The sequence below is a fragment of the Paenibacillus sp. YN15 genome, assembly GCF_003285005.1.
In the GTDB taxonomy this organism is placed as follows: domain Bacteria; phylum Bacillota; class Bacilli; order Paenibacillales; family NBRC-103111; genus Paenibacillus_AR.
The window spans coordinates 123,047-138,135 of the sequence record NZ_QMFA01000005.1 but is presented as its reverse complement, the minus strand read 5'-3'; the positions used below and the strand labels follow the sequence as shown (position 1 = coordinate 138,135).

6 protein-coding genes are annotated in these 15,089 nt (G+C 56.0%); all 6 read left to right on the top strand.

What is annotated here, in order from left to right; genetic code table 11:
• Window positions 1-54 precede the first annotated feature (54 nt).
• The 6 genes from DQG13_RS06385 (at window position 55) to DQG13_RS06360 (ending at window position 14,946) form a co-directional block, all read left to right on the top strand.
• The gene (locus DQG13_RS06385) at window positions 55-1,596 is read left to right on the top strand and encodes an extracellular solute-binding protein (RefSeq protein WP_113018914.1); all 1,542 of its coding nucleotides are present in this window, start codon (window positions 55-57) and stop codon (window positions 1,594-1,596) included.
• A 52-nt stretch (window positions 1,597-1,648) separates the two neighbouring features.
• A complete protein-coding gene (locus tag DQG13_RS06380; protein ID WP_113018913.1) occupies window positions 1,649-3,940 on the top strand; it encodes an AraC family transcriptional regulator in 2,292 nt (763 codons plus the stop codon).
• 311 nt (window positions 3,941-4,251) lie between these two features.
• Window positions 4,252-6,549: a GH36-type glycosyl hydrolase domain-containing protein gene (locus tag DQG13_RS06375; protein ID WP_258525497.1), complete on the top strand. Its 2,298-nt coding sequence runs from the start codon at window positions 4,252-4,254 to the stop codon at window positions 6,547-6,549.
• Between the two features lie 82 nt (window positions 6,550-6,631).
• Entirely contained in the window at window positions 6,632-8,359 is a 1,728-nt protein-coding gene (locus DQG13_RS30680) for an S-layer homology domain-containing protein (protein ID WP_181592616.1), read from the top strand.
• Window positions 8,360-8,382: 23 nt separating this feature from the next.
• Complete coding sequence (uidA, locus tag DQG13_RS06365; protein WP_113018910.1) at window positions 8,383-10,173, top strand: beta-glucuronidase; 1,791 nt, start codon at window positions 8,383-8,385, stop codon at window positions 10,171-10,173.
• 78 nt (window positions 10,174-10,251) lie between these two features.
• On the top strand, window positions 10,252-14,946 hold the full coding sequence (locus DQG13_RS06360) for a 3-keto-alpha-glucoside-1,2-lyase-like domain-containing protein (RefSeq protein ID WP_113018909.1): 4,695 nt from the start codon (window positions 10,252-10,254) through the stop codon (window positions 14,944-14,946).
• The last annotated feature ends 143 nt before the right edge of the window (window positions 14,947-15,089 follow it).

The following is a 15,089-nucleotide window of genomic DNA, read 5'->3' as shown; positions in this document are numbered from 1 at the left end:
CAATTATATACTATTCACCAATCTGCACACAATAAAAGGGAGGATCAGATTTTTATGACGACAACAAGCAAAAAGGCATGGATGAAATCCGCCGCCTTGGCAAGCGCAATGGCCATTGCGGCCGGCACTCTGGCAGGCTGCGGCGGCGGCAGCAAGGACAACGCCGCTTCCCCGGCTGCAAGCCAGCCGGCAGGTACTGCCAAAGCCAGCACCGCACCTGCAGCCCCGTTCAAAATGTCCCTGATGCTGACCAGCTACAACCCGGAATTCCTGGACACCAACGGCGAAATCTTCAAGAAGCTGGAGGAGCGCACCAACACGAAGCTGACGCTGACCTGGATTCCTTCCTCCACCTATTCGGACAAGCTGAGCGCCACTGTAGCTTCCGGTGAGCTGCCCAGCGCCGTGCTGGTGCTGAACCAAAAGCTCCCGTACATCGTGAACGCCGTCCGCTCCGGCATGTTCTGGGAAGTGGGCCCGTACCTGAAGGACTACCCGAATCTGAGCAAGATGAACAAAATTGCCCTGGACGGCATCTCCATCGACGGCAAGGTATACGGCTTGTACCGCGAGCGGGATCTGGCCCGGGACGGGGTGATGCTGCGCAAGGATTGGCTGGATAACGTAGGCATGCAGGTGCCGAAAACCCTCGACGATTACTACAATGTTCTGAAAGCGTTTGTGAACAATGATCCGGACAAAAACGGCAAAGCCGACACCATCGGCATGGCCGAATCCCAAGTATCCGGCAGCTGGCGCTCCATGCTGGTATGGCACGGCGGCCCGGCGGACTGGGAGATCAAGGATGGCAAGGCCAGCCCGGCCCATATGTCCCCTGCCTACAAGGAAACCATGAAATTCTACAAGAAGCTGTATACCGAGAAGCTGATCAATCTGGACTTCGCCGTGGTGAAGGACGGCAAGCAGCTGATCAACGGCAACAAGGCCGGCGCGTGGGTGGGCAACATGAATGACGGTCAAGGCATTGAGGAATCCGTGAAAAAGGTGGTTCCCACCGGCTCCCTCACCATGACCAACACCCTGGAAGGCCCCCAAGGCGCGCGGGCGGCAGGCGGCTCCGGCTCCTACGGTCTGTTCATGATTCCCAAAACCACTGTCAAAACCGAAGCGGACCTGAAGTCTGTGCTGAACTTCTTCGATAAGCTGTGTGACGAGGATATGCAGAACATGCTGGTGAACGGTCTGGAAGGACGCCAATACAAGATCGAAAACGGCCAATATGTGAAGACCACCGACTCCAAGATGCTGGTAGAATACGGTATGGGCGACTCCTCCCAGCTGGCTGTGCTCCGGGATAAGGTGAAGAGCTACGGCGGCCCGCTGTTCCAGCTGCGCGACGAGCTGTACAAGAAGAATGCCTCCATCGCCATTGCCAACCCGCTGCAATCTTTCGTATCTGATACCTACAGCGAAAAAGGCTCCGAGCTTGACAAGATTATCGAAGACGCACGCATCAAGTTTATTATGGGTGAAATCGATGAAGCCGGCTTTGACGCGGCTGTAGCCAAGTGGAAGAAGGACGGCGGCGACAAGATCATTGAAGAGTACACCGCCGCGTACAACAAGTCCAAATAAGAAACATGATATAATGAAAGGCACCAAATAACGTGCCGGGGGTAGTGATAGAATGCGCAGATCCAGCTATTTGTTAAAACTTGTATTGCTTACAATCATGGTCGGAACATTCCCTGTTCTGACGCTGGGCTGGTATTCCTATCACTACTCCTCCCAATCTGTGCTTGAGCAGGTGAAGGAGAGCAACACGCAAATTGTGAGGCAAAGCCAGCTCCGGGTGGAGCAATCCCTCAAAATGGTTGACTATTCCACCTCCCAGGTGCTCAGCGTCCCCAGTGTGGCCAACGCCTTTCCCCTTTCCTTGGGAACCGGGAACCATGCGCTTATCAAAGACATCTACGACATCCTGACCTCCATTCAAACCTTTGAATTAGGCGTCAAGGATGTTTATCTGTACAGCCTGCAGCAGGATTGGCTGATTACCAATGCAGGTTTGAACGAGTACAACAACCCTAACCTAAAAACCATGATCCGCGGCTTTGCCGGATATCCCCAGGGCTCCATCTGGCTCAGCGGCCTGCCTGCTCCCACCAAGGGGGAAGGGGGAGTTGTAGATCTGAAGAATGCCATCATCAGTGTGAAAAAATGGCCGATCAACTCCGCCAATCCCAGGGGTCTGATCTGCGTTGTGCTGTCCGCCCAGCAGCTGAACCAGCAAATCGACAGCGAACGCCAGGCCGGAAATATTTTTATTATGGATCGGGACGGCCGGATCATTGCCGACACCCATAACGCCAGAATCGGTTCTGTAGTGAGTGATGTTCCTTATATTTCCGAGATCAGGGAGAAGCCTGAGGATTTCGGAACGGTCAGCGGCGTGGAAGAGGGAGAGAAGGTTACGGTCTCCTACCGGAAATCCGCCTATAACGGATGGACCTATGTATCGGTGGTGCCCACCTCCGCTTTTACCCGCCAGGCCACTGCCATCGGGCTAACCTCCATTCTGGTCAGTGTCGGCGTGCTGGCTGCTACGGTTTTGGTTGCGCTGGTAGGGTCCAGAAGGGTATACAGTCCGGTTGGCAAGATGTACCGGACTCTGTTGGAGGGCAGAGAAGGCCAGGACAAAAAGAAGGATGAATTCAGCGCCATCTCGGAACGGATCGAAGGCATTCTCTCCGACCAGTCCCGGCTGCGCTTTGAAATCCAGGGGCAGAAGCAGCAGCTGACCGAGCTTTTGGTGCGGAAGCTGATGCTGGGTGAGGTAAAGGGACAGGAAATTCACCAACGGCTCCCGTATTACGGCCAATCCCATGCGGAAAAATGGACGGTCATGCGGGTTCTGATGTTCCAGATCGACCGCCTGGACCCCAGCCGCTTTACAGAAAAGGACATGGATTTGCTGCTGTTTGCCATCAGCAATATCGCGGCTGAAATTGTGCCGGCGGAGGAACGGCTGTCGCCGGTTGTCATTCAGGAATCCGTAGTGATTCTTGTGGGCAGCGCCGCCCAATCGGAGGAGCTGTTTAAGGAATCCGTCTTTAATGTGGCCAGCCGTGTCCAGGCCTCCGTGAAGCAATATCTGCAGATGGAGACAAGCGCCGGAATCAGCCGCTCCTTCAAGGAATGGACAGATGCCTCCCGCGGATACGAGGAAAGCAAGAATGCGTTGAAATACCGGGCCCGGTTGGGGGAGGAGGCCATTCTGTTCATTGAGGATGTCCAGCCCGACAAGGGGAAGGAGCCGGTTTATCCCAAGGAATTGGGAGACAATCTGCTGGAATGCATCAAGTCCCTTGACTCCGAAGGCGCCAGGGCGGCCTTGTCCGCACTGATGGCCGAGCTGTGGCGGCAGGACTACGACCATAACGATTACCAGTTGGCCCTGATCCGGATGATGATGGATCTGACCAAGCTGCTGCAGGATTCGGGGATCTCCCTTCATCTGCTCCAGCCGGACAGCGGCTCCTTCTTCGAGGATTTGCTGAAGCTCCATACCGGAAGGGAAATTGAGGATTGGTTCTTATCCCATTTGATCATTCCCGGCATTGATCTTCTGGAGGAGCGGCGGCAAGCGCAGTTTACCTCCATCTCCCAGGAGGTCAAGCGGCTGATTGAAGAGGCCTTCGATACGGATCTGACGCTGGAAAAATGCTCGGCCCGGATCAACTACCACCCGCAATATATCAGCCGCGTCTTCCGTCAGGAGACCGGAGTGAACTTCACGGACTATTTGGCCCAATACAGGCTGGAAGTGGCCAAACGGTGGCTGAAGGAAACAGAGCTCACCATCACCGACATCGCAGAAAAGCTGAAGTACAATAACCCGGCTAATTTCATCCGTTATTTCCGCAAAATGGAGGGAGTGACCCCAGGGCAATACCGGGACAAGAACAGGGGAGTGTAGCAGCTCCCTGTTCTTTTGTCCGGGGAAGGGGAGTTAGGTTGGCCGAACACGAAAAATCGCATACAATTTCCCTCAATTGGGTGAAAAGATGAATTGTATGCGAAAAATCATATATAATCCTGTGCTGCAGGGACAGAAGGCCAGATTGTACACGAAAAACCGAGTACAACGGGGTTTTTTGGGCCAAAAGCCCAAATTATATGCGAAAAACCGAGTACGCGCCTCCGTGGAAGGGGGACCACTATAACCTATCCGGCCTGCGGCAGGGACCAGGTTATTCAAGAGGAGAGGAGTTTTTCAGTTTGGAACAGGTGAAGCAGTATGGACATTTTGAAGAAAATGGCAGGAGGTTTGTAATAACAACACCCCGCACGCCTGCGCGTTGGTTTAACTATCTGTTTAATGATACCTATTACATGGAAGTGAGCGAAACCGGCCAAGGCAACAGCGTTGCCTTCCAGCCCAGAAACCGGACTTTTAACCGGGGCTACCGGTATTTTTACCTGAGGGACCGGGATACCGCCGAGGTGTGGTGCCCTGCATACCAGCCCCTGCGGACCGAGGTGGAGCAGTTCACCTGCGCCCACTCTCTCGCCTACAGCGAAATCGGCTCCATTCATAAGGGCATAGAAGCATCGGTGCATGTGTTTGTTCCGGCGGAGGGCCAACAGGAGATTTGGACAGCCACCCTGCGCAACAGCGGACAAACAGTCCGCAGCCTGTCCCTCTTTTCCGTATTTTCCCTGGAAAATGGCGGCGTAATGGGAAGCAAATGCAGCTTCGACGAACAAAAGCAGATTCTTGCCAGCTTTTCATTCCCGTACCATGTCACCTATGACGACAAGGAAAAAGTCCACGACCATACCAACTGGGTGTATGTGTACGCAGACCGGAAGGCGGATTATTGGGACTGCAGCCAACGGCGTTTTTTTGGCGGGGACGATGTGCATGATATGCCGGCTGCTCTGCAGCACGGGCGCTGTTCCAACAAAATCGCCGAAGCGGAAAATCCCATCGGCGCTCTCCAGCATGAGGTGGAGCTGAAGCCGGGGGAAGAGGTGCAAATCCGCTTTGTGGTCGGCTGCGCCAATTCCATCGGGGAAATTGAGGAAAGCCGCAAGCTGCTGCTGGCCAAAGGCTGGAGGACGCTGCTTGCTGAAGTGGAGGATATCTGGAAATCCAGAACCGATGCCTTTGTGGTGAGCACACCGGATTCCAATGTGGATGCCTTCATGAATGTTTGGCTGAAAAAGCAAATTGTGCTGCAAACCCGGACCAACCGGATGTCCAACTACTGCCCCATTCGCAACCAGCTGCAGGATGCGCTGGGCTATGCTTTGGTGGATGCGCCGGGAGCGGCGGAATATATGATTTCCGTTTTGAAGGGTCAGGAAAAAAGCGGATTTATCAAGCAATGGATCATGACCGACGGTTCGCCGCCCAAGAACCTTTGTCTCTTGAATCATACGGACGGACCGATTTGGCTATTGGTTTGTTTCGCTGCATTGGTCAACCAGAACGGCAGCCTGGAGCTGCTTGACCGGCAGGTCGGCTTTAAGAATTCGGACGACACGGCATCCATCTATGAGCATTTGCTGCTGGCAGTGGATTACATGACCCAGGCAGTAGGCGCCCACGGGCTATGTCTGATGGGAGACGGAGACTGGAATGATCCCATTAACGGGCCGGGCCGTTTGGGCAAGGGGGAATCCGCCTGGAGCACCATGGCGCTGGTGTATGCTATCCGCACCATTGTTCCCTTCTGCCTGCAGCGCGGGGACGAGGAAACCGCCGACCGTCTGGAGGCCGCAGCCAAGAAGCTGGAAACGGCCGTCAATAACACCTGCTGGGACGGCGCCTGGTATATAGCCGGTTTTGATGATTTCGGCGCTCCTTTCGGAACGGCCAAGGATGAGGAGGGCAAGCTGTTCCTCAATACGCAAACCTGGGCAATTATGAGCGGCATCGCTCAAGGTGAGCGCCTTGCCGCATGTCTTGCCGCTATTGACAGCCTGGATACGGCTTTTGGTCCCAAGCTGCTGGAGCCTTCCTTCAGCGAATGGAATCCCAAATGGGGACGGATCAGCATTAAGCTGGAGGGCACCACGGAGAATGGCTCTGTCTATTGCCATGCTTCCATGTTTAAGGCCTTCGCCGATTGTGTTGCCGGCCGGGGCAAGGAAGCGCTGGACACTATCAGCAAAACCCTGCCCACCAACCCGGACAACCCTCCGGCGGTAAACCTGCAGGTGCCGATTTTTGTGCCGAATTTCTATTTTGGTCTGGAGGATTCTCCCAATTTCGGCCAATCCAGCCATCATCATTCCACCGGAACAGTGGGATGGATGCTGTGGACTACGCTGGAATATGTGCTTGGAACCCGGGCCACCGCGGAAGGGCTGGTCATCGACCCTTGCATTCCGGAGGATTGGCGGGAGTATAAGGTGGACAGAGTGTTCCGCAATGCCCGTTACCAGGTGACGGTGCTAAATCCCGAGGGTGTGGCCCGCGGTGTCCGCAGAACAGAGGTGAATGGCCGGACTTGGGAAGGAAAGGCTCTTCCATATGAGGACGGGCAAGACTATCAGGTTACCGTATGGTTGGGGTAATTCGTGGCGCAGCGTCCCCGGGGGTTTGCGGACCCCTGGGGGGGCTTCCTGTGTATAAAATGTGGAAGAGGTGAAACATCCGATGAAGAAAATGCAATTCATGTTCAGGGCGATTTCTGCCCTGCTTGTGATGCTGATGCTTTTGCCGGGATTCGTTCTTGCAGAAGGAGCATCCACACGGCTGGATTCCATTCCTGCCACTGCCCCGGGTGAAACCGTTGTCATTCGTGGCGATACGGAGTTAAACGAGGTGCTTGTCCGGATTTTGCGCCCCAATGGAACCCTGCTGGAGCTGGATTTGCTCAGCAAGGAGGCGTTGGCTGCCGGCAAGACGGTTGTTATCCCGGCCGCCGCACCGGAAGGTACATACCAAGTAAGCGCGGGTATGGGACAAGATGTGGCAACCATCACCTTCAAGGTGGAGGCTGCCGGCAACGAACCTGGCCCGAGCACAGACCCAAGCCCGAGCACAGACCCAAGCCCGAGCACAGACCCAAGCCCGAGCACAGACCCAAGTCCGAGCACAAACCCAAGTCCGAGTACGGACCCAAGTCCGAGTACGGACCCAAGTACATCGCCGGGAGAGGACAGCCCGTCCAGTGACACACCTGCACCTTCGCCGTCTGTTTCCCCGTCCCCTGCTTCATCGGCTAAGCCGGCCGAACAAGCCGACGTTACAGTCAGAGGCGCCATGAATGCGTCGGGAACTGTAATCGCCTCCGTGCCGGAGCAAACGCTGAAGGAGGCGCTCCAAAAAGCCGGCAGCAAACAAGTTGCCGTTCAAATGGACGCCATCAGCGGAGCAAAGGAATACCAAGTGAATCTTCCCTCCGCTGTGCTGGAGGCTCTGACGGCCGCACAATCGCTGCTGATTAAGACCGAGCTGGCAAACGTGGCCGTCAATTCCGGCATGCTGGCCGGACTGGAAAGCGCTCCAACCGGCACTATCGCATTGGTGATCGGCAAGGCGGACCCGGCTTCGCTTCCTGCGGAGGCGCTTCATGCAGCGGCGGGCAAACCGGCCATTGAGTTGTCCTTCCGCATGAACGGACAACCCGTCAAGTGGTCCGGCAGCCGGGTTCCCTCCACTATCGCCATTCCGTACCAGGCCCCGGCGTCCGAGCTTGCCAAACCCGAGAAGATTGTAGTTTGGCATATCGACGACAACGGCCAGGTTGCGGCAGTTCCCAGCAGCCGTTACGCCAATGGAACCATAACCCTTGAAACCGGGCATTCCGGCAAATATGCCGTAGTGTACAGCCCTGTTTCCTTCAGCGACACCGGGGATTATCCATGGGCCGAAAAGCAGATCGACGCTTTGGCGGCCAGAGGCATTATTGAAGGCACCTCGCAGAATACCTATACGCCTGACGCCAATATCAAACGGGCCGACTATCTCCATCTGCTGGTGAAAACACTGGGGCTCACAGCCGAATTCAGCGGCAATTTCGCAGATGTAACCGCCAGTGACTACTATTATGCATCCGTGGGCATCGCCAAAGAGCTTGGCATTACAGAGGGCGCCGAGGGCGGCCGGTTTATTCCGGAAGCCGAAATCACCCGCCAGGATATGTTCACTCTCACCTACAGAGCCTTATCCCTCGCGGGCGCAATAAAGGAAAAGGGAGCGGCGGCTGATTTGCAGAGCTTTGCCGATGCCGAAACCGTAGCCGCTTATGCGGCGGACAGCATTGCCTCCCTGTATAAGGCGAAGCTGCTGGAAGGCGACGGCAGCCGGATTTTGCCTCTAAGCCCCGCCACCCGTGCAGAGACCGCAGTGCTGATGTACCGGATTTACCAGACCAAATAGAGCCTTCAAGGAGTGAATAAACCATGCTGTACCCCAAAGATACCCATTCCCGGGAAGTAAAAGAGCTGTCCGGCGTTTGGCGCTTCAAGGCCGATCTCGACAATGTGGGCCGCCAGGAAAAATGGTTTGCCCAGCCTTTGACGGACACCATCTCCATGCCGGTGCCGGCCAGCTACAACGACATCACCCAAGATATGGCCATCCGTGATCATATCGGCGACGTATGGTATGAGGAAATCTTCCTCATTCCCCGCTCATGGAACGGGCAGCGCATCATGCTCCGTGTAGGCAGCGCCTGCCACCATGCCGTCGTATGGGTGAACGGCGCGGAAGCCGTTTCCCACAAGGGAGGCTTCCTGCCTTTCGAAGCGGATATTTCCCATCTGGTGCAGCCTGGCGCGGAGAACCGGGTGACCATCGTCGTCAACAACATTCTTACCTGGCAGACTCTGCCTCCCGGCCGCATCAAGACCTTCGACGATCCCCGCCATCCGGAGGGATATCGGATTCAGGAATATTTCCATGATTTCTACAACTATGCCGGTTTGCACCGTCCGGTTAAGCTGTACTGCACTCCGAAGGAGTACATTCAGGACACCACAGTGACTACTCAAGTGGATGGTACCGCCGGACTGGTCCAATATGCAGTGCAATGCTCCAACCCTGAAGCCGCCGTGCGGGTCAGGCTGACCGACGAAGCCGGTGCGGTTGTGGCGGAGGCAAGCGGTGCAGCAGGAACCCTGACCGTGGAGAACGCCAAGCTGTGGAAGCCCCTTGCCGCTTACCTGTATACGCTCCAGGTGGAGATGCTGGACAGCGAAGGAGCCCTTCTGGATCATTATCCGCTCTCCGTCGGCATCCGGACGGTGAAGGTGGAGGGGAACCGCTTCCTGATTAACGGCGAACCTTTCTATTTCAAGGGCTTCGGCAAGCATGAGGACAGCGACATCAAGGGCAAGGGTCTGGACCAGGCCGTCAATGTCAAGGATTTTAACCTGCTGAAATGGATCAACGCCAACTCCTTCCGCACCTCCCACTACCCGTATGCCGAGGAAATCCTCGATATGGCCGACCGGGAGGGGATTGTGGTCATCGGCGAGGTTCCCGCCGTAGGCTTTACCTTTTTCAACTACAATGACAAGGTCTATACGCCGGAGATGGCCAACGACGAAACACTGGCCCATCACAAGGATGTGCTGGCGGATATGATCGCCCGGGACAAAAACCATCCGTCCATTGTCATGTGGAGCCTTGCCAATGAAGCGGCTACCTTCCAGGAGGAGGCGGTGCCGTATTACAAGGAAGTCTCCGATCTGGCCCGGAAGCTGGATGCCTCCCGCCCCATCACAATCGTGGAGTGGGCCTTGCCGGACAAATGCCAGGTGGCGCAAATGTTCGATGTCATCTGCGTCAACCGCTATTACTCCTGGTACAACGATCCCGGCGCCTTGGACCTGATCGAGCATCAGATCGAGTGGGAGCTTACCGGCTGGCACCGGAACTTCAACAAGCCGGTGATCATGAGCGAATACGGCGCGGACGCCATTGCCGGCTTCCATCAGGACCCGCCGGTGATGTTTACGGAGGAGTACCAATGTGAGCTTCTGACCCGCTACCACAATGTGTTTGACCGGCTGGATTTCGTCATCGGCGAGCATGTTTGGGCCTTTGCCGACTTTGCCACCAAGCAGGGCACCACCCGGATCAACGGCAACAAGAAGGGAGTCTTCACCCGCCAGCGCCAGCCCAAAATGGCAGCCAAGCTGCTGAAGGACAGATGGGCGGAGATGGGGACATACCCTGTGAAGGAATAACCGGCAGCCGCAAGCTGCGCGCCCATACCGGCAAAACCGGCGCGCAGCTGCGGCAGATCATGAAGGAGGAAAGAAACGATGCTACCGGAACGGACAAACAAGAGATTTAAGCTGCGGCCAGTGTATGCGGCTGTGACAGCGGCTTGCCTGTTCTCGTCTATCTTAACGGGGGCCGGAGGCGCGAAAGCCGAAGTCGCTCCGCCCGCCGTTGAAGATGCTGGGGGCGCCGCCGTGCAGAGCAGGCTTGTGGAATTTCAGGTGGACGCTGCAACCGACACCGTTGCGCGGGCAAAGGCGGAGCAGTACAACAACGCCAACAATATCAACAAGAATATCAACAACGTGGAGCAAGTGGTGGACGCTCTGGGGCCTGACGGAGTGAAAACTCAGGCGCTGCGCAATTTTATTATGATTAACTGGTTCTACAATGAAAACGTTTCCTCCATCGATGATCCGGCCAATCAAAGCAACGCGTATCTCCAGGGAATGCGGCAGGCGGACAATGACTTTTTTACCCGATATTCGGAGAATATGCTCCTGGTATTCAAATTCAGCAGCGCGGATTTGTCCAAGCGGGTATTAGGACCATCCGGAACCAACTTCACCGAGCTGGAAAAAGGCATGAAGGCGATTCTCGAAGGCATCAAGCGGGCCAATTCCAAGGTGAAGTACATCGAATGCGGCAATGAATTTGATCTGGATATCGCCTTTCAGGGCGCCGCAACAGGGAATCTTGCCGACTATATGAAGATGTACAAGGCGTTCTCCAATGCGGTGAAATATGTCAACAGCCTGGGCTTGCCGGGGGAGCCGCTGCAATTGGGGGGACCCACCCTGGCCCAGTTCAGCGAGATGCTCCTGGCGGGTTTCCTGGATGAAGCCGCGGCCAATGACTATCAGTTGGATTTCATCTCCTGGCATCACTACCGTCCCGATTCCGTTGCCTTCCAGGAGCAGACGGCTACCGTGAAGAAGTTGCTGGATGACCGCAATCTGGATATTCCCATGGTGATGAGCGAATACGGCTTTGTCGGCGGCGGGACCAACTATAATCCGTCCAAGGAGCTGCTGGCGAAGAACGCCGCTTTCATGACGGACGCGGCCTACCAGATGAGCCTGGGCAGCGGCAGCCATCCCATTATGCCCATGTCCTGGGTAACCAGCCATGATACCGCTTATTTCAAAAACGAGTTTTTGACAGGCTATCAGTTGAGCAGAGGGACAACGGACTTTGAGGATTATATTATCGAGGAGCCTGCGGCAAGGCAGTATTTCTATATTCGCGGGGTAGGGGAAACAGCCCTGGGTGAATCCAAACCGGAGAACCGGGGCAAGCCCATTATCGGCATCAAAGAAATCAAGCTTTACGATGAAGCCGGGGCCGAGATTGCCATTCCCGCCGGGGCGGTAAGCGCCAGCAATGCCTCGGGCACCTACACGTCCACTGAAGCTGTGACAGACGGAGACGACGGCACCTATTGGAACGGCAGCGACAGCACGGTTGCCGTGGAATCCAAGGTTGCCCTGCGGCTTGATCTGGGAGACAATGCCCCCACTGTCAAAAAGGTCTCCATCAAGTGGCACAATGTAACCGGTTCGCAGAATATGCCCATGTACCGTTTCCGGTCCTACGGGTCTGACGACCAGATTGTCATCTACGATTATCTGGGGCATGTCAACTTCACGCCCTTCTTCCACACGCTGCGGATGCAATCCTGGCTGGGAGATACCCTTCTTTCTACCCAGGGAGGCAGCAAGGACGCAACCGGCGTGCGTTTGATGGCTACGCGAAACAGCGCCGACAAAGTAACCATGATGGTCTGGAATACGCAGTTGGACGGCACGGAGAGCTTCGATGTGAAGATTAATGTGGATAACCTGCCGGCGGGTTTTGACGGGAAAAACGTCCGTATGAAGCGTTATCTGACGGATGAGGTGCACGGCAACTTCCAGTATGACAACGACGACAGCCTGGACCTGATGGAAGACCGGATTTTGCAGCATTCGGGCAGCGCCGCCTTTGATTTCGCCCTGGGCCGCAATGCGGTAGCCTTTGTCGAGCTGACGGCAACCGACGAGCCTGCGGACGCTATCGTTTCCGTAGACGCGGCTGTGACGGTTTCCTCCAATACGGCTGCTGCGGCGGCTGTGACGGACGCCGATCCGTCAACCGTATGGACGGCTGCGGATGCTTCCTATCCGCAGGTGCTGACCCTGAATTTGGGGGCAAGCACAGCGGTCAAGGGGCTTCAGATCGATTGGGCCAATGATCTGCTCTACAATTTCCGCTACAAGGTGGAGACCAGTGGGGACGGTTCGGCCTACACCACAGCCGTGGACAAAACCATGGCTGCCGGAGCGGGCGCAGGCGGAACGGAATACAAGCCCACATGGGGCGATGCCCATGACCGCTTCGCAGCAAACGCCCAGTATATCCGGGTTACGGTAACGGGCATTGCGGATCAGGCCACTCCCGTTGCGCCGGTATCCATCCGTGATATCAAGGTGCTGGGCGACGGAACGCTGCTGCAGCATGGCTTCGCCGGCGGAACCAATCCCTCAGGCTGGGCGTTGGGCGGCAATGGCACCTGGTCGTCTGTTGCCGGCTACACCAGAGTCACATTGGCCAGCAGCCAGGCGGCCCAGGCTACCTTCGGCAATGTCGCGTGGACAGATTACACGGTGGAAGTAAAGACCAGGCTGCCCGGAGAAATGCCTTCGGATCGGGCTGCCTTCAATCCCGGCATTCTGCTGCGCGCTCACGGCGGCGCCCCACATAACAATGCTTACCGGTTCCGCATAACGGGAGCCAATGACGCCAGAGTATACAAGGTTGTGAACGGCGGTGTAGGCAATATCTTGAAGCAGGCCTCCCTGCCCTTCCAGATTGAGCCGCAGACCTGGTATAGCCTGAAGGTTGAGGCTATTGGCAACACCTTCAAGTTTTATGTAAACGGACAGTTTGTTCTGGATTATACGGATACGGCCATGGGCGATTACGGCAGCGGAAAGCCCGGGCTGATCGCCGGCAATGTGACCACCGACTTTACAGATATTAAGGTGACGACCCCGGCCCTGCCCAAGCTGAAGGAGCTGAAGGTCAATGGTGTGGCGGTTTCCTCGTTGGCCAATGGGCAAAGCGTTGGCCAGGCGGTGCTTCCGCAAGGAACCGATCTGTCCAATGTCAATGTCACAGCCAGTGTTTATCAATCCGGCCATACAGTTTGGATGACCAACAATGGGCAAGTGGATTTGAGCGCAGCCGGCAATGCGTACCGGAAGGCAACGGTGCTGGCCAAGTCGGCCGACGGCAAGCTTGCCGTTCCCTACACCTTGTACCTCCGGGCCATTTCCACCAATGCCGAATTGGCGGCGCTGAGCCTCTCGGCAGGCAACAACCCGGTGTTGACAGCCGGACAGTATGAATACAATGTGCTGCTGCCTTCTTTAACCCGGGTGGTGACCATCCAGAATGCGGTTCCTGCCGCCTTATGGTATGGCGCAAGGGCAGAAATTCTGGAGCAGCCGACGCTTGTTGGCGGACAGGGCACCGGAATTGTCCGGGTAACAGCTGAAAGCGGCGCAGTCCGGGATTATACCTTCCGCTTTATCGTGCAGCCGGACGCTCCCCGTGGCGCTATTGTATACCAGGAGAACTTCAACGGCGGAACGATGGATGCAGGCTGGACCCCGTCGGCAGTCACCCAATTCCGGGTGGTGGATGAGGTATTGGGCGAGAAGTATGCCATGAGGGATGTCAACGCCAATAATATCGTCATGTCCAACAGCAACAGCGTCTCCGGGGATGCGGATATCTCCGTCCGCGTGAAAGCGGTTGATCCCTTGTCCTATCCCGGTCTGGTGGCCAGAGTATCCGCGGACAACAGGAATTTTTATATGATCCGCATTAAGCCCAATGAAAGCAAGGTTTCGCTGGGCAAGGTCATCGATAACACGCTGAAGGAGCCCGGCAACCTTACTGTATCCATGCCCATCGATGTCAACAAGTGGTATCAGCTGAGACTGGTGCTGAAGGGCAATACCATCAAGGCATATATAGACGACCAGCTGCTCTTTAACGTAACGGACGGCTCGGGAGTTTTCGACTCCTCCTTCACTCCGTGGACCTCTGGAAAGGCAGGCATTCGGGTGGCCAACGCCAGAGCGGCCTTTGATGATCTTTGGGTTACGGAAATTTCCGACGTGAATGCTGTGCCGGTGATCACCCTGCTGGGTCCGGCCGAAATGATTGTGCCTGCAGGCAGCAGCTTTGCCGATCCGGGCGCCACCGCCCTGGATGCGGAGGATGGAAATCTGACCGCCGGCATTGTCAGAACCGGGGAAGTGGATACGGACACGGAAGGCACATATATCCTCCGCTACAACGTCGCAGACAGCAGCGGCGGCGCAGCCGAGGAAGTGACAAGAACTGTGCATGTGGTGATGGCTGCCAAAAGCTACAGCGTCACACCGGTGGGTGTTCTGGACAGAAACGGCGGAATTTCAGCCAGTGTAACCGTCGACCTATTGAATGGCGCGGAAGAGCATACCGGCAAGGAGGCGGTGTTCTTCCAACTACTGAAGGGAACGACTCCGGTAAGCTACACAGCCATTGAAGCGGATATTGCCGGCCCCGCCGCTTTTACGGCGATTTTTGACGCCGCCGATCCCGAGGATGAGACATACACGGTCCGGGTATTCGTTCTGGATACCCTGGAGCTGGACCCCCAACGGCTGCCGTTTGCACTGTCCGCTATTGTTGAATTGAATTAGGGCGTGTCTGAAAACCCGCTTGAGGGCATCTTTTACCGCCTTTTCGCCCCATGCTTCGTTACTTCCGCTTGACGTACCCCCGGTACGCCTTCACGAAAGTGCCTTGCCTGGAACGAAAATTCTGCAAAATCTGCTCCCCTCGG

Bases quoted from the DNA above. Each gene is read 5' to 3' on its own strand.
- DQG13_RS06380 (WP_113018913.1), top strand. From the start codon at position 1,649: ATGCGCAGATCCAGCTATTTGTTAAAACTTGTATTGCTTACAATCATG.
- DQG13_RS06385 (WP_113018914.1), top strand. From the start codon at position 55: ATGACGACAACAAGCAAAAAGGCATGGATGAAATCCGCCGCCTTGGCA.
- uidA (WP_113018910.1), top strand. From the start codon at position 8,383: ATGCTGTACCCCAAAGATACCCATTCCCGGGAAGTAAAAGAGCTGTCC.
- DQG13_RS06360 (WP_113018909.1), top strand. From the start codon at position 10,252: ATGCTACCGGAACGGACAAACAAGAGATTTAAGCTGCGGCCAGTGTAT.
- DQG13_RS30680 (WP_181592616.1), top strand. From the start codon at position 6,632: ATGAAGAAAATGCAATTCATGTTCAGGGCGATTTCTGCCCTGCTTGTG.